Source organism: Zobellia alginiliquefaciens, assembly GCF_029323795.1.
GTDB lineage: Bacteria > Bacteroidota > Bacteroidia > Flavobacteriales > Flavobacteriaceae > Zobellia > Zobellia alginiliquefaciens.
On the sequence record NZ_CP119758.1, the window covers coordinates 2,888,678 to 2,904,384 of the forward strand.

Consider the following 15,707-nt stretch of genomic DNA (forward strand, 5'->3'; position numbering starts at 1 on the left):
GGCCTATACTTTCGTTAAAAATTCATCTAAGTTCATAATGGCATTGGCTACAATAGTCAGCGCGCCAAGTTCTGGTGTAGGTTGCTCTTCAAACTGAATAAATAGTTTTGGGGCCTCGCTATTTTTGTTGAATTCTGCCAATGAGGTGTTGTAAAGTGTTTTTAAGGCTTTTAGCCTATTGGGGCTTAGCTCTTTGAACGTTGCATTTTTATAGCTCTGCGCGATACTTTTCTCTACGTCATTGGGTACACGGTTATTTTTCGCCAAATGGTAAGCAGTTTCCAAATAAACGGGATCGTTCAACGTAACCAAAGCCTGAAGGGGGGTGTTGGTTACCGTTCTCCGTATTGTGGCCACTTCTCTACTACCCGCATCAAAAGTTAAGAAAGAAGGGTAGGGACTTGTTCTTTTTAAAAAGGTATATACACCTCTTCGGTAACGGTCTTCTCCTTTACTTTCTACCCACTGGGCATCACTATAAACAGTTTGCCAAACGCCATCAGGTTGGGGTGGCATAACCCCAGGTCCGTACATCTTTTCACTGAGCAACCCTGCAACGGCCAATGCCTGATCCCTTATCTGTTCCGCTCCTAAACGTATTCTAGGTCCGCGTGCGTAAAGTTCATTCTCAGGGTCAATTTCATACATTTTTGGATTGCTTTCCGAGCTTTGCCGATATGTACCCGACATAACAATTTCTTTTATCAGTTTTTTTACGCTCCATTCATGTTCGTTCATAAAGCGTAACGATAACCAATCTAGCATAGCCGGATGTGATGGTGCGTCTGATTGAGAGCCAATATCTTCAACGGTAGATACAAGTCCTCGGCCGTAGATTTGGTGCCAGACCCTGTTAACAAGAGTACGAGCGGTTAGGGGGTTTTTCTTGTCTACGATCCATTGGGCAAGACCTAAACGGTTGGCAGGCCAACTTGTATTCCAAGCATTTAAGCTCTCCGGAGTGCCTGGTTCTACGGTATCTGTTTTTGACATCCAACTGCCACGATCAAACAACTGTGTTGTGCGCTTCATGTAATTCGGATTTTCAACCATAATGGGCACCGTTGGCGTCTCCGCATTTAGGGCCTCTAGAAAACTGGCGTTGATTTCGTTCCACCCAGCTTCATTTTTATTCGGCAAATCAGGAATGAATGATACCCAATACAGATTCATAAGGTTAGCCTCTTTTTTAGCGCTAACATTATGGGTCTCTATATAAATATCTCCCTGGCGGTCTGTTCTTTTTATAGGAAAGCGTGCCGTTGTATTCTTTTTTTGTTTATTAATAGTGAATTCCCCAATAATAGGCCCCTCGGCATCTTTTTCACGGATTATCATTTTTGTTCCATCATAGTGGGAGCGAAAGTTGAGATAGACAAAACTGGCATTGTTGGTATAACCGTTTTCTATGATGCAGTTTCCTTTATCCCATAAAACTACGGAGGCATGGTCATCATACGAACCATTATTAATTTCTTTGTAAAAGTGTGATTTATAAACAGGCTCTGTAAATTGTAAAAAGTTCTTGTAGGTAGCAAAGGTCTGCTCATCACCATATTTCTTTGCCCAATTCAAGATCCTATCAACACTCTTTTGCTGTGGGGGCGAGTAAAATTTTAAAACCGGAGATTCGCCTGGGGTATCTTCATCCCTTGAATTATTGAAGAAAGCCATCAACTTATAATATTCCTCGTACTTAAAAGGGTCGTATGGGTGACTGTGGCATTGTACGCAACCCATGGTAGTGCTTTGCCAGACCTCAAAAGTTGTGTTCAGGCGGTCAATAACGGTAGCTACACGATACTCTTCATCATCGGTTCCACCCTCATCATTATTCATTGTATTTCTATGGAAAGCGGTTGCAATTAATTGGTCCGGTGAAGGGTTGGGTAATAGGTCGCCCGCCAATTGCTCAATGGTAAATTGATTATACGGTAGGTCTCGGTTAAATGCATCAATAACCCAATCACGATAACGCCAAATGCTTCTTCCTAAGTCTTTTTCGTATCCTTTAGAATCAGCATAACGGGCAAGGTCTAACCACCACGTAGCCCATTTTTCGCCATAGGTTTTTTGAGTTAACAAGGTGTCTACAAAATCTTCATAGGATAGTTCATCATTTTCAAAACTTTGTAGTAATTCTCGGTTGGGTGGCAACCCTACAATATCAAGAGACAAGCGTCTGGCGATTATATTTTTTTCTGCGGATGGATTGGGCTGTAATTCTTTTTCATTTAATCGAGAAAGGATAAAATGGTCAATCTCATTTTTTATAAAATCTGAATTATTTCGGGGAGTAAGACCAGCTTCCATATGAACATGGGGCACTGCTACTTTTTTAGGAAGTGAATATGCCCAATGTTGCCCCCATTTGGCGCCTTCGTCTATCCAACGGGTCAACAGGTCAATCTCTTTATCCGTAAGTTTGGGTTTCTCATAGGGCATGCGAAGCTCGGGATTTTCTTCATGCAACCTTTTTATCATTTCACTACCCGCAGCATTACCTGGTATGATGGCCGCAATGCCCGATTCCGTTTTGGCAAAAGCTTCATCTTCAAATAAAAGACTAAAACCGCCATTCTTTTTTACACCGCCATGACAAGTAATACATTTGTTGTTAAGTATAGGTTTTATTTGTGTGCTGAAATCAACGGGAGGGGAGGATTGGCAGGCTCCTAATAACAATATTTCCAAAGGAAGAAAAAGAAACCAGTAGATATTATCCGTTATATTCTTTTTCATTTTTAGGTCCGTTTTTGCTAAAATCAATCTTAAATATAGAAAACTTAAGTTGTGAATGCGCCTGATATTTGCGCAACCTGTGCAACTTTTAGTATATAAGTACTAGGCTGTTCATTAAGAAAACCCCTAAGGATAGAGAATACTGTATTGCGACGGTTAAACCAGTTTGTTTTGATAATTTGATATTTATATTCTAATTGAGTTATTAAAATATAAAATTTTGCAATAAAGAGTAAGTTATTTGCGCTATTTGGCTAAAATTTACGGCAAAATGACAAATGGGAAAAATGATTGTTTTTGAGAATAAATTTATATCAGAGTATTTAGGTACACTCTTCTTTGACCATTTTTAATGAAGTGCAACGAAAAAAAGCCCAATTCATTTAATGAATTGGGCTCGTTAAATATCAAATTAAAATATAACTTATTGCTTTAGCTGTACGGTTTTAGAATCACCGTCAACAACAACAGAGGTAAGGCCATGTTTTGCCAAACCTTTCATGGATTTGTCCCATTTCTTGCCACTTAGACCAGCTTTGGTCTTTAGTTCTCCCAAATCCATTTCGCCAGTTGGTTTCAATAGATCAACAATAGCTTTTTCCTCATCCGTAAGCTCAACCGCTTTTTTCTCCGGTCTCATTTGCGGGAAGAACAATACTTCTTGGATGGAAGAGTTGTTGGTCATTAACATGACCAAACGGTCTATACCAATACCAATACCTGATGTAGGAGGCATACCATATTCAAGGGCGCGCAAGAAATCCTGATCAATGAACATTGCTTCGTCATCTCCTTTTTCGGAAAGTTTTAGCTGTTCTTCAAAACGCTCGCGTTGGTCAATAGGGTCATTAAGCTCAGAATAGGCGTTTGCTAATTCCTTACCGTTTACCATCAATTCAAAACGCTCGGTAAGTGCTGGGTTGTCTCTATGCTCTTTCGTAAGCGGACTCATCTCTTTTGGGTAGTCCGTTATGAAAGTTGGTTGTATATAATGATGCTCACATTTTTCGCCAAAAATCTCATCTATCAGTTTGCCAACACCCATAGTATCGTCTACTTCAAGACCAAGTTTTTTTGCAGTTTCACGAAGTTCTACTTCGCCCATTCCGGCAACGTCTTTACCGGTATGAATTTTTATCGCTTCAAGAATCGGCACTCGGGCATAAGGTGCTTTAAACTCAATTTCGTTTTCACCTACTGTAATTTTAGAAGTGCCGTTGGCATCAAGAGCAATTTTCTCAAGAAGCTTTTCGGTGGTATCCATCATCCAGTTGTAATCCTTATAGGCTACATAGAGTTCCATTACGGTAAACTCAGGGTTGTGGGTACGGTCCATTCCTTCGTTACGGAAATCTTTGGAAAATTCGTAAACACCATCAAACCCGCCAACAATCAGTCTTTTTAGGTACAGCTCGTTGGCAATACGCAAGTATAAAGGAATATTTAATGCATTGTGGTGCGTTAAGAACGGCCTTGCAGCGGCACCACCTGGTATAGGTTGTAGAATAGGGGTCTCCACCTCTAAATATCCTGCGGCATTATAAAATTCACGAATACTGTTCGTAATCTTGGTACGCTTAATAAACGTTTCTTTTACTTTAGGGTTGACCACCAAATCTACATAGCGCTGGCGGTACCTCATTTCCGGGTCGTTGAATTCGTCAAAAACATTCCCTTCGGAATCTTTTTTTGGTAATGGTAACGGGCGTAACGATTTGCTTAAAAGCGAAAAGTTCTTCACCATTACAGTTTTTTCGCCCACTTGAGTAGTGAACAATTCTCCTTCAATACCAATGATATCGCCTATATCCAATAATTTCTTGTACACATCATTGTAAAGACTTTTGTCCTCACCGGTACAGATTTCATCGCGGTTAAAATAAACCTGAATACGGCCTTCACTATCCTGCAACTCCGCAAAAGAAGCTTTACCCTGAATTCTTCGGGACATTAATCTACCTGAAATGACCACTTTTTTACCTTCTTCGTAATCCGATTTAATGCCTTTTGACGTAGCATCAACAGGGTATAATGCAGCCGGGTAGGGGTCAATGCCCAGTTCGCGCAATTTGGTCAGTTTTTCTCTTCTAATAATTTCTTGTTCCGAAAGTTGCATTTTTTACTATTTAAGGCTGCAAATATAAACTAATGGCGCAACACTCTATGCATCATATAATATGAAATTATAAGCTTGACACTTTGTTTATGTAATTGTTATAAGCGAATAGGATAAAATGATGTTAGGTTCACTATATTTTTTGGTAGAAATATGTAACAATTTTGGGTTTGTCTCGTCATACAGGTGCATCATCAATCAATCTAAATCATATTAAAATGAGTTTTTTTCGAGTATTATTGGCTATTCTTTTTCCTCCCCTGGCGGTTATCGGAAAAGGTTGTGGGTCGTTCTTAATTGTTCTACTTTTGACTTTCTGTGGCTGGGTGCCTGGCGTTATTGCTGCATTGGTCATATTGAACAACCCAAATTAGAGCCCCGTTTTATGAAATTAGCCCAAGTATTTTCCATAGTCTTAATTGCCGTTTTTTTTGTTGCCTGTAATTTTACCGAAGAAATCCATTTTAATGAAGATGGAACTGGGAAGATGAACATTGGTTTTGATGGTGGTGAAATGCTACAAATGTTACCGCCATCAGATTCTACCCAATTAGAAGAGGTAATCGACTCTACAATTGTTTTTAAAGATTTGATACGGGAAAATAAAGATAGTATTGCCCAGTTATCTCAAAAGCAACAAGCGGAATTGAAAAAGCTGGAACCTTTTAGTCTTCATATGATGATGGATGCCGAAAAGGGGATTATGAATTTTGATATGTTTACGGACTTTAAAGATGTATCCGAAGTGAACGATGCTTTTAATGCTTTTCAGAGTGCAAGTACTATTGGACCTTCTGCGGGTAGTAAACCGATGCCGAAAAATTCTGCTAATGAGGCAACTGAGGTTAGTTATTCTTTTAAGAAAAATAAATTTAGGCGAGAGGCAATTATAAAAGACAAAGAGTTGTTTCAGCAAAGTATAGACAGTCTTGAAACGGCAGAAATGTTCTTGTCCAGCTCTAGCTATACATTTAAATATCACTTTCCAAAACGGGTGAAATCTACCAACGTGGAAGAAGCTACTTTTTCCATGGATGGAAAAACAATGGTGTACGAGGTTAATTTTCTAGATATGCTCAAGAATCCAGAATCCATTATGATCGAGGTTGAGTTAGAGAAATAGACCTGTGCGTTTTGTATCTTTGCATGATGAACAAAAAAGTGCTTGTACAGGATTTGGGATTGAAAGACTATAAAGAAACTTGGGATTACCAAGAAGAGCTTTTCAAACAAACGGTAGATTTAAAAATTAAGAATCGTAGGGGGCAAGCTAATGAACCAACACCAAATCACTTTTTGTTTGTAGAACACCCCCATGTTTATACTTTGGGTAAGAGTGGTGATTTTGCCAATCTTTTAATAACTGAAGAAGAACTTACGGCCAAAAACGCAAAATTTTATAAGATAAATCGAGGTGGGGATATTACTTATCACGGTCCTGGGCAGATAGTAGGGTACCCCATTTTAGATTTGGATAACTTCTTTACCGATATTCATAAATACCTTCGTTTTTTAGAGGAAATGGTCATTCTTACTTTGGCCGAATATGGGCTAAAAGCGGAACGGTCTGAAGGTGAAACCGGAGTTTGGTTGGATGTGGGCACGCCGTTTGCCAGAAAAATATGCGCTATGGGCGTACGTGCCAGCCGATGGGTAACCATGCACGGTTTTGCATTGAACGTAAATGCCGATCTGGGGTATTTTGATTTGATGATCCCGTGTGGTATAAAGGATAAGGCGGTTACATCGTTAAATGTGGAGCTGGGACAGCAAGAGGTTGATTTGGATGAGGTAAAGCAAAAACTTCAGAAACATTTTGAGACTCTTTTTAAGGCAACTCTAAAATAAGGTGGCTTTATTTTTTAATTTCGTAGTCTTTGTACTACAAAATGATGAAATAGCAGTTTTTAACTTAATATTAACACTTTAAGAGTTTAAGTTAGTTATAAGAAAATTCTAACCGTTTATACATTATTTCCTTCCAATTGTCAATGTAGAATCTTGCTATGTCAATAAAATTAGACGCATATGAATTCTGCATTTTTGTAGTTTAAAAATTCTTTTCTACGTTTGGTGTGTGCAAAAAATCAAGAATAGATTTTAGTACTGTTCCCTTCATTTAATAGTAGAGTAAATTCTCCCATTTTTTCTCCCCCAATTATTTAAGTCTTTTAATTGTAGTTAATTACTCTCCCCCATCACCCCCGGTTATTTGTTTTTTGTTCCCGTCCATAATTTACAATAGATAGGCTGCGCCAATATATGTTGTGTTGGTAGAACACTGAATTTTTAACAAGTAATATTAACCTTAAATTTTTTAGATTATGAGAAAGTTTATTTTTAGTGCCTTGGCACTTACAATGGGGGTTTACGTACAGGCCCAAAACGTCAATATCGGTAGTCATACCGGTAATGGTAATACTTCAACTGTTAATCAGACTGGGGACGGTCATCTATCCGATGTTGAGATTATTGGTGATGATAATACAACCACCGTAATACAAGAAGAAAATGGAGATCAAAATGCATGGGTACGTATTGGCGTATTGGGTTCTCATGATAATACGGTCGTAGTCGAACAATTGGCGACCGGTGAAAATAACAATGCTACGGTTCGCGTAGTAGGGCAAGCTAATTCCGCTATCATACAACAGACCGGAAATGAAAACAATAATGGACCAAGTTCAGGTAGTGAGGTAGGTGGTGACCCTTTAGGCATTGATATTAGAGGTGATGATAACAGTGTTTGGATTGAGCAACATGGTGATCTTAATGAAGGTTTTGTAAAAATCGGGGATTACCCAACTGATGATAAAGCTTACGATAACTACGCTGAAATCCGTCAACATTACAATGCTTATGAAAACTATGCAACCATAGAGGTTCTAGGAGATGGTAACGAAGCTATCGTAGATCAAGATGGTTCGTATGACATTACAGAGGTCTACCAGTCAGGCGATGGAAACTTTGCCGATACAGAGCAGTGGAACAGTAATGATTCTGGAGAGATTTACGTTGATCAATATGGTGACGACAACGAAGCTTGGGTTTTTCAAGATGGTGATCAGTCATATAGCCACACAGAACAAAGTGGAGATGATAATTATGCCAATGTAAGCCAAGAAGGTGAGTTTGCTTACAGTGATTTACATCAAGATGGTGATGATAACGAGGCTACGGTTGATCAAGCTGGTTATGCTAACGACAGTTATATAGACCAAGATGGTAATGATAATGACGCAACGGTTATGCAACTTTCTGGTGAATACAATTATAGTGAAATAGAGCAAGATGGCGACGACAATAGTGCCATAGTTAATCAAAGCGGGGAGGATAATTATAGTTATATAGACCAAGATGGTAATGATAACATAGCAATGGTAACACAAAGTGGAGAGGATAACGATAGTGATATTTACCAAGATGGAGATGGCAATGATGCTACAGTAGCACAAGGTGATGAAGATAATTATAGTTACATAGATCAGTCAGGTAACGATAACTCAGCAGCAGTTACACAACTTATAGGCGATGATAACCATAGCGATATTTACCAAGATGGCGATGACAATGATGCTACGGTAACACAAAGCGGGTATGATAACTATAGTTACATTGACCAATATGGGAATGGTAATGTTGCTAGTGCCACACAAACAGGTAATGATAACTACAGTGAAATTGAGCAGGGGGCGGATGATGGTTCTGTAATTGTTAGCCAAACAGGTAATGATCATTATAGCTATTTTGGTCAGTTTGGTGGCACCGATAATACAGCCACAGTAACCCAAACCGGTAATAACCAGTCCAGCAGTTTTATTCAGAATGGGTCAGGCAATCATATTGATATCATCCAAAACTAATATGATAGAATACTAATAAAATGGGATGGTGAAATTGTTCATCATCCCTTTTATCAGAAGGTATTTCACAGTAAGAACCTACAAAGAAATACAATCAGAATAATCTAGATAAATAGGGACGGGTTATTAAGAGCGGATCATTTAATCACTAAAAAGTTTCCCTTATTTTAAAATCTAAATAATAAATACAATGATGTACTTAGAAATATTTCTAAAAAAAATTATTCCGTACGCCTTTATTCTATTAGGCTTTGTTTACATAAGTGCACAAGATGTAGGTGAAGAGGCAGTACTTTCCGCTAAAACAATATTGGAACAGAATAATTTGAGTATAAGGGCCAATCAAGATATACCTGTGCATTCTTCTACTGATTCTGCTTATATCTATCAAATAGGAGCCAATAATGAAAGTTCAATAAGAGTAAGTGGAGCAGATAGCAATGTCAACTTACTTCAAAATGGAAACTTCAATAAGGCCGGTATTCAGTTGTCATCAAGAAGCCTAGATTATAATATGGTCCAGAACGGAGACGGAAATATTTTATTAGACTATGGAAATGGACCACACTTAAATCTACAACGAACAATTTTTCAGAATGGGGATAATCAAAATGTTGTCATTTTTGGAAGCAACTCATTAACCAAGAATATGGTATTGAATGTACAGGGTAATTCGGAAATGGTTACCGTTAGAAATTTTAATTAACCTGAACGCCGTTAAAATGAAATATTTTCTATGCATCCTTACGATAACGATTTTTTTTCCAGTGCCGGCTATAGGGCAAACTTATAATAAGGAAGTCGAAGCTAAGATTAAACTGAATGTCCAAGAAGACAAGGTGGTTATTATTACTGGTACTGCTTATAATATTACAGAAACCAACAAAAGTCTTCGCTATGTACTTTCGGTTATAAAATCAGGTGTCAATGGAAATAATACTAAAAATGACCAGCAGGGAAGGCTGGTTTTACAGCCTGGCGAAAAGAAAGAATTGTCAACTACAACGGTTAATATTATTGAAGATGATAGAACAATAATCTTACTTCTAATTTACTCGGAAGACCAACTTATAGGAAAGGATAGAAAAGTTTTTGATGGACTGAACGAATTAGGAGATGTAAATGTTTCTTCGGACAACAGATTGTTTGATAAAGAAGATGTTCAAAACAATAATGCAGATGGAGTGTTTTCTAAAGGAATGGTAATAGAGGATACCAAAACCAAGCCAGGAAATGATTTTTATCGATACTTCTATTCCAATTATTTGGCCAACGGTATCGGGGGGGACAAAATAGTAAAAATTAAAGAAGATTTTGCTTTGGCCAGTACCACCAGAATTAGTGTTATAGCAGAGAATGATGTGGTCACGCAGTTTTATGTAAATCCCAGAAGTGATTTTTTAAAAGAAATGGCTCAAAAGTCAGTGTATGCTGTGAACAATTATTTCTTGAGGTTACGGAAAAATAAGGAACAAATTAAAAGATATTGATATGAAATATAGTTTTCTGATTCTTTTTCTCACATTAGGCTTACAGGGGGTAAGTGGTCAACAATTGTCATATAAGCCAATTAATCCCATGTTTGGAGGTGACACCTTTAACTACCAGCAATTAATGGCTTCTGCGGCTGCACAGAATTCGTTCAAGGACCCAGGTTTGGGAAATGAACAAACCGAGTTGGAAAGCTTCAATGAAAATCTTAACCGGCAGGTACTTAGCCAAATTTCCAAATCTGTCCTAAATACGCAATTGGGAGACGAATTAACAGAGGGCACATTTACTGTTGGGGATCTAGCAGTAGAGATTTACGATTCTTTGGAGGGTTTGGTTATCAATATTCTGAATACCACTACAGGGGAACAGTCCCAAGTTATCATCCCCAATTAACTTGATATGAAAATAAAAGAAAAAATATTGGTTTTATTGATTTTTGCAATCAATTATGGTTGTGGAACTTATTTTAACCAGCCAACCACTGTAACGCCTTCTAGAGTGGGTGAGGTATCAACTTATACCAAAACTCTAAAGGACTTTCCCTTGCCAAAGGAACCCGTAGTGGTTGGGGTATATAATTTTAAAGATCAAACTGGCCAATATAAAAGTGTAGAAGCGGGTAGTACGTTTAGTACGGCAATTCCACAAGGAGCAACCACAATTCTCATAAAGGCTTTGGAAGATTCTAAATGGTTTACTCCCATAGAAAGAGAGAACTTAGGGAATTTATTGAATGAGAGAAATATAATCCGTTCAACTCGTGATGAACATAGAAAATCAAATACCAAAGACGTTCCAAGTTTAACACCTTTATTGTTTGCTGGGGTTTTATTGGAAGGAGGGATTGTTTCTTATGATACAAATATAATAACAGGAGGAGCTGGGGCACGTTACTTTGGGGTGGGTGGATCTACGCAATATAGACAGGATCGACTAACGGTATACCTAAGAGCAGTATCCACCTCAAACGGTAAAATCTTAAAGACCGTTTATGTGTCTAAAACCATTCTATCACAATCTATAGACGCAAGCCTATTTCGTTACGTTAGTTTTCAACGAATCTTGGAAGCCGAAACCGGAATAACCAGAAATGAGCCGGTGCAATTAGCATTAAAAGATGCTATTGAAAAAGCGGTTGAGGGTATGATTATAGAAGGTATTGATGATGGACTTTGGGGTACGGCACAAGGTAAGAGAATGGATAATTTTTTGGTTAACGAATATCAAAAGGAAAAACAAATGGACGAGTCCAAACTTCTGTATGATCGTAGACAAAAGCCTATTGTTCATAGAAATACCCTACAGTTTACGGCGGCCTCACCTTTACTAAATGCAGATTTCTCAGAGAAGTCCTTAGGTATAGGAGGGGGGATAGGGTTTTCTAAATCATTTACCCCCAAGTTAAACGCAAATCTTAGTATGGGGTATCTATACTTTACTGGAGGTAATGATTTTTTTAAAGAATATATGAATGCTAATCTTAATCTCGAATACATGATTTTACCTTACGATACGGTAGGTCCGTTTTTGTATGGAGGTGTGGGTATGGCATTTGATTTACATGATAGTTTAGAAGAGCTAAAGGATAATAGTACTGCCCCTAAAGTGCAATTTGGATTAGGCGTAGATGTTTACTTGACACAAAGATTTGATTTGCGTCTGTTTGCGGAAAATAATATAGTTTTTAGTGACACCATAGACGACTTGGTAAATGGTAAAAGAGACGACTTTTATTACAATTTTGGAGTTTCGTTAAAGTATAAATTGGGAAAAGGATACAAATGAAAACAATAATAGATTTTAAGGAAATAGAATATCGCCACCTTTTTTGTAGGGTATTGTTCGTTGGTATTTTTTGGATCTTCGGTTGTTCTGAAGAAACCATAAACGATTTGGATTTTGGAACCTTAACGGGCAATGTTGTATCTAAAGGAGATAATACGCCACTTAAGAATGTTAAGATAAGTACAAGTCCCGTTTCTAATACGGTCTTTACAGATAATGAGGGCAATTTTATTTTGAGTGATATTCAAAGTGGAGAATACTCTGTTCAGGCAGATCTCTTAGATTTTCAAACATCTTTTGAGCCGGCAAATGTCTTGGAGGGAAGAGCAACAAATATAGTTTTTGAGCTTGACTCAACCAGTATTGAAAATAAAGCGCCATTAGCACCCAACTTGATATTTCCAGAAGAAAATACTGATACTTTAGGTACTAAGGTAACTTTTCAGTGGTCCTCTTCTAAGAATGATGATGATGAAATAAATTATATGCTCGAATTGCGAAATGGTGCATCTAACGAAGTAACTATTTACAACGAAATAAAAGATACCCTTTTGGTAGTAGAGAACTTAACTATTGGCAGCAATTATTTCTGGCAAATTTCTGCCACAGATGGTAATGGCCTTCCCGTAAAAAGTACTCTTGGTGGCTTTGCAACAAAAGGTAATGCGTTAAATCGTTTTCTATATGTGAGGAATATTGATGGTAATAACGTTCTCTTTTCTGGGTCAGAACCTATAGGCAGTACCGCTGCTGGTTTAAACCAAAACGAATTACAATTAACAAAGTCTATTTTTAGCAGTTATAAGCCCGTTAAGAACAATACGGTCAATAAAGTTGCTTTTTTGAGAAATGTAGGGGCAGAAACACACCTTTTTACCATGAATTTAGATGGCTCTAATTTGTTACAGGTAACCAAGGCGGTTCCCCTTGCGGGGTTTAGAGAAGACCAATTAGGGTTTTCTTGGTATGACGGAGGAGCTAAATTCTACTTTGCAAATTTTAATAAACTATATGCTATGAATCAAGATGGTTCAGGTCTAGAACTGGTTTATCAGACCGATGCTTCAATTTTTATTACAGATATAACCACAAGCTCGGCAAATGACCTAGTGGCCATAAAAACGAATGACCTAGAAGGGTATAGTGCTAAAATCTCATTGATAGACGTGAATACGGATACGGAAGAGCAAATAATTATTTCAGGAGAACCTGGAGCTATTGGAGGATTGGATTTTTCTTCGGATGGATTAAGAATCATATTTACTAGAGATGTCTCAGGTGCAGAGAATACAGAATATAGACAATTTGATTCTCGCATCTTTGAATATGTTATTGCAACTGACGTAACTACGGAAATAGACACATCAAAGGAAGATGGAACTAACGATTTTGATGCCCAATATGCACCTAATGACGGAGCAATAATTTTTGTAAATACGTCTAATGATGGGGTATCTGAAAACAAAATCTACAGAGTAGTTCCCAGTGATAATAATAGAAAACAAACTTTGTTTTACGATGCATTTATGCCCAATTGGGAGTAGATATTAATAAAAAGAGATTAATGTGGGTCAGCCTTAAAAAGAATTACAAAAACATTTTGAGATTCTTTTTGAGGCTGAATTGATAAAGCAAAAAATCGAGGTATAAACCTCGGTTTTTTTGTTTTAAAGAGTTTCCTGGGGATGTATTAATGATTTATTACTGCTGCTTGTCCTCCTTCACGCACATAAGTGTCTATAGTTCCTCCAGAAAGATTCTGATAAATACTGCTACCGCCATAATCACGGGCACTTATGCTTATAGGGGTGCCTCCTGTTGGACTTCCTTTAGCTATAAAAGTACCTTGAAGAATAGTTCCCGTTAATGGCGCTGATGAGTCACCTGTCCAAGATATAAGGTCGCTTTGGGTGGAAAAATTAGTGCGTTGCCAAGGACTGGTTATTGTAGCGTTAAATTCAAGAAAAAGGGGCTGAAAAACCATTTCTAATCTTTGTAATCCTCCTGCATCACTTCCAGTAAGTACAAAGTTATATTCATCATCTTCCCGTAGTAGTAATTGAAAATTATCAAAATCATCACCTTGGTCAAAGGTATGGTCAAAATCGTTTCCATAAATCCGTATCGAGAAATTTGGGTCTACATCATCGGTTGCAGGTATTTCAGTTTCACAGCTGACAATTGTTGTTACGAGGAATATTGCCGCAGCTTGTTGAAGTGTTTTTTTGAAGGTGGTTTTACAAGTTTTCATAATTAATAGTGTTTAATTTTTATAATATATTTTGAGATTTCAAAAAGGGTCAGTGATCTTTATTAGAAAAGAATTTTAAAAAGGAGGGACAGAATAATCGTAAATGCAAGAATCAAAATTCGTTTTATCAGTTCTAATTTTTCATAAGTGTTCTAATCTTCATTTTTATGTTCAGTACTTTGTGTGCAATATGTGGAATAGGTTAACATGGTTTTTCTTTTAATTAAAAATAAGGTTGTTTCTGTTGCTTGGGTCAGTTTTTGGCATCTTCTGTTTTAACTTCGCCCAACATTTTGTTAATTTTTATTTTAAGTTCTTCTTTCTTCGTGGGGTCATTGCCTAGATCAATGATCTCATACTGTTCAGTAAGGGCTTGCTTCATTTCATCTGACATATCCATATTTTCTATCAATTCAAGATAGTTGGTTGCGTCACCTACCGGGTTTTCTGCTCCCGCTCCCATCAAATCAAATGTTTGACCTAGAACCTTTGTCTGCTCGTCTAGAAGATTCATTTGTTTAGTGGTATCTATTTGCGATTTGTTTTTGGTTTGCTGAGCTTGGGAAAAAGTAACCAAGCTAAATGCAACTATCGTAAGTGCTGTGGTAATGGTTTTCATAATTATAACTTTGTTTGTTTTTCTTTAATGCAGGAGTTAAGCCAAGGTTAACATTGCGCATAAAAAAACCTCAGTGTAAGCCGAGGTTTTTTGTTCGCTAGATGTTCTAATTAATTTTATATCCTTCAAACCAACTTCCGGTGCCATCTACGCGTACATCGATATCAGAAGAATAGTTGCGTAGATACAAAAACACTTCCTGGCCTTCGGTTAAGTAAAAAATTCCACTTACGTTAATTTTTGTATCGTCTCCATCAACAATTTGGTTAAATCTTGCATTTACATCTATGTTAAAATGAAGTCTAAAAAAAGCATTTGTAACATTATTCGATTGTCGGATATAGGCTTGCAAAAAATAGTAACCGGTTTCTTGAACCACATATCGTTTAGTAGATCTGTTAAAGCCATTTGCAGAATCATAACCTATGATTTCCCAAATATCCGCTTCTATAGTTGTACCTCCGTTTAAGTCCTTAACAGCAAACCCACTTCCTGCAACCTTAAAATATATTGGATTAAATTCTGCATCTTGCCCATCAACACCATTGCGGCCGTCAACACCGGGTTCTCCATCAATACCATCCTGTCCGTTAGCACCGTCTTGTCCGGCAATACCTTGCTCACCTTGTGGCCCTGCTGGGCCTGTAGCTCCCATAGGTCCTTCCGGTCCTTCTTTTGTACAGGAAGATAAAACCAAGAAAATTAAGAAGAATATGCCTCTCGTAAGTTTAAAAGTAGTTTTCATAATTATAGTTTTAAAGAAGTTTCACTTTTATGTTCAAATTGAAAAAAGGTTAACATTGGGCATAAAAAAACCGAGATTAGCCTCGGTTTTTT

The 15,707-nt window shown here is 37.5% G+C and carries 14 protein-coding genes; 9 read left to right on the forward strand and 5 right to left on the reverse strand.

The window, feature by feature from the left end:
* Positions 1–3: 3 nt before the first annotated feature.
* A complete protein-coding gene (locus P0077_RS12140; RefSeq protein ID WP_276165513.1) occupies positions 4–2,742 on the reverse strand; it encodes a PSD1 and planctomycete cytochrome C domain-containing protein in 2,739 nt (912 codons plus the stop codon).
* Positions 2,743–3,166: 424 nt separating this feature from the next.
* Entirely contained in the window at positions 3,167–4,858 is a 1,692-nt protein-coding gene (lysS, locus tag P0077_RS12145; protein WP_276165514.1) for a lysine--tRNA ligase, read from the reverse strand.
* A 218-nt stretch (positions 4,859–5,076) separates the two neighbouring features.
* On the opposite strand from lysS, the gene P0077_RS12150 reads away from it, so the two are divergent.
* The 9 genes from P0077_RS12150 (at position 5,077) to P0077_RS12190 (ending at position 13,544) form a co-directional block, all read left to right on the forward strand.
* On the forward strand, positions 5,077–5,232 hold the full coding sequence (locus tag P0077_RS12150) for a YqaE/Pmp3 family membrane protein (protein WP_194526048.1): 156 nt from the start codon (positions 5,077–5,079) through the stop codon (positions 5,230–5,232).
* A gap of 11 nt (positions 5,233–5,243) precedes the next feature.
* Positions 5,244–5,981: a hypothetical protein gene (locus P0077_RS12155; RefSeq protein ID WP_276165515.1), complete on the forward strand. Its 738-nt coding sequence runs from the start codon at positions 5,244–5,246 to the stop codon at positions 5,979–5,981.
* A 26-nt stretch (positions 5,982–6,007) separates the two neighbouring features.
* Positions 6,008–6,706, forward strand: a complete 699-nt coding sequence (gene lipB, locus P0077_RS12160; protein WP_276169200.1) for a lipoyl(octanoyl) transferase LipB — start codon at positions 6,008–6,010, stop codon at positions 6,704–6,706.
* 476 nt (positions 6,707–7,182) lie between these two features.
* The gene (locus P0077_RS12165) at positions 7,183–8,721 is read left to right on the forward strand and encodes a hypothetical protein (protein WP_276165516.1); all 1,539 of its coding nucleotides are present in this window, start codon (positions 7,183–7,185) and stop codon (positions 8,719–8,721) included.
* Positions 8,722–8,911: 190 nt separating this feature from the next.
* Positions 8,912–9,427, forward strand: coding sequence for a hypothetical protein (locus tag P0077_RS12170; RefSeq protein WP_276165517.1), 516 nt, complete (start codon positions 8,912–8,914; stop codon positions 9,425–9,427).
* A gap of 16 nt (positions 9,428–9,443) precedes the next feature.
* Entirely contained in the window at positions 9,444–10,211 is a 768-nt protein-coding gene (locus P0077_RS12175; protein WP_276165518.1) for a CsgE family curli-type amyloid fiber assembly protein, read from the forward strand.
* A gap of 1 nt (position 10,212) precedes the next feature.
* Positions 10,213–10,608 (forward strand): curli assembly protein CsgF, encoded by a 396-nt coding sequence (locus P0077_RS12180; protein WP_276165519.1) that lies wholly within the window; start codon positions 10,213–10,215, stop codon positions 10,606–10,608.
* Between the two features lie 6 nt (positions 10,609–10,614).
* Positions 10,615–12,000: a CsgG/HfaB family protein gene (locus tag P0077_RS12185; RefSeq protein WP_276165520.1), complete on the forward strand. Its 1,386-nt coding sequence runs from the start codon at positions 10,615–10,617 to the stop codon at positions 11,998–12,000.
* Complete coding sequence (locus tag P0077_RS12190; protein ID WP_276165521.1) at positions 11,997–13,544, forward strand: carboxypeptidase-like regulatory domain-containing protein; 1,548 nt, start codon at positions 11,997–11,999, stop codon at positions 13,542–13,544. Before P0077_RS12185 ends, P0077_RS12190 begins: the two co-directional genes overlap by 4 nt.
* 146 nt (positions 13,545–13,690) lie before the next feature.
* Here the strand turns inward: P0077_RS12190 and P0077_RS12195 are convergent, their stop codons facing one another.
* The 3 genes from P0077_RS12195 to P0077_RS12205 all read right to left on the reverse strand — a co-directional run bounded on the left by P0077_RS12195 (position 13,691) and on the right by P0077_RS12205 (position 15,615).
* Positions 13,691–14,251, reverse strand: a complete 561-nt coding sequence (locus P0077_RS12195) for a hypothetical protein (protein ID WP_276165522.1) — start codon at positions 14,249–14,251, stop codon at positions 13,691–13,693.
* 253 nt (positions 14,252–14,504) lie between these two features.
* Positions 14,505–14,870 (reverse strand): hypothetical protein, encoded by a 366-nt coding sequence (locus tag P0077_RS12200; RefSeq protein WP_276165523.1) that lies wholly within the window; start codon positions 14,868–14,870, stop codon positions 14,505–14,507.
* Between the two features lie 106 nt (positions 14,871–14,976).
* The gene (locus tag P0077_RS12205; protein WP_276165524.1) at positions 14,977–15,615 is read right to left on the reverse strand and encodes a hypothetical protein; all 639 of its coding nucleotides are present in this window, start codon (positions 15,613–15,615) and stop codon (positions 14,977–14,979) included.
* Positions 15,616–15,707: the final 92 nt, after the last annotated feature.

What these genes read in the sequence shown, in the direction of transcription:
- P0077_RS12140 (WP_276165513.1), bottom strand. Translation starts at nt 2,742, where the DNA reads ATGAAAAAGAATATAACGGATAATATCTACTGGTTTCTTTTTCTTCCT.
- lysS (WP_276165514.1), bottom strand. Translation starts at nt 4,858, where the DNA reads ATGCAACTTTCGGAACAAGAAATTATTAGAAGAGAAAAACTGACCAAA.
- P0077_RS12150 (WP_194526048.1), top strand. Translation starts at nt 5,077, where the DNA reads ATGAGTTTTTTTCGAGTATTATTGGCTATTCTTTTTCCTCCCCTGGCG.
- P0077_RS12155 (WP_276165515.1), top strand. Translation starts at nt 5,244, where the DNA reads ATGAAATTAGCCCAAGTATTTTCCATAGTCTTAATTGCCGTTTTTTTT.
- lipB (WP_276169200.1), top strand. Translation starts at nt 6,008, where the DNA reads ATGAACAAAAAAGTGCTTGTACAGGATTTGGGATTGAAAGACTATAAA.
- P0077_RS12165 (WP_276165516.1), top strand. Translation starts at nt 7,183, where the DNA reads ATGAGAAAGTTTATTTTTAGTGCCTTGGCACTTACAATGGGGGTTTAC.
- P0077_RS12170 (WP_276165517.1), top strand. Translation starts at nt 8,912, where the DNA reads ATGATGTACTTAGAAATATTTCTAAAAAAAATTATTCCGTACGCCTTT.
- P0077_RS12175 (WP_276165518.1), top strand. Translation starts at nt 9,444, where the DNA reads ATGAAATATTTTCTATGCATCCTTACGATAACGATTTTTTTTCCAGTG.
- P0077_RS12180 (WP_276165519.1), top strand. Translation starts at nt 10,213, where the DNA reads ATGAAATATAGTTTTCTGATTCTTTTTCTCACATTAGGCTTACAGGGG.
- P0077_RS12185 (WP_276165520.1), top strand. Translation starts at nt 10,615, where the DNA reads ATGAAAATAAAAGAAAAAATATTGGTTTTATTGATTTTTGCAATCAAT.
- P0077_RS12190 (WP_276165521.1), top strand. Translation starts at nt 11,997, where the DNA reads ATGAAAACAATAATAGATTTTAAGGAAATAGAATATCGCCACCTTTTT.
- P0077_RS12195 (WP_276165522.1), bottom strand. Translation starts at nt 14,251, where the DNA reads ATGAAAACTTGTAAAACCACCTTCAAAAAAACACTTCAACAAGCTGCG.
- P0077_RS12200 (WP_276165523.1), bottom strand. Translation starts at nt 14,870, where the DNA reads ATGAAAACCATTACCACAGCACTTACGATAGTTGCATTTAGCTTGGTT.
- P0077_RS12205 (WP_276165524.1), bottom strand. Translation starts at nt 15,615, where the DNA reads ATGAAAACTACTTTTAAACTTACGAGAGGCATATTCTTCTTAATTTTC.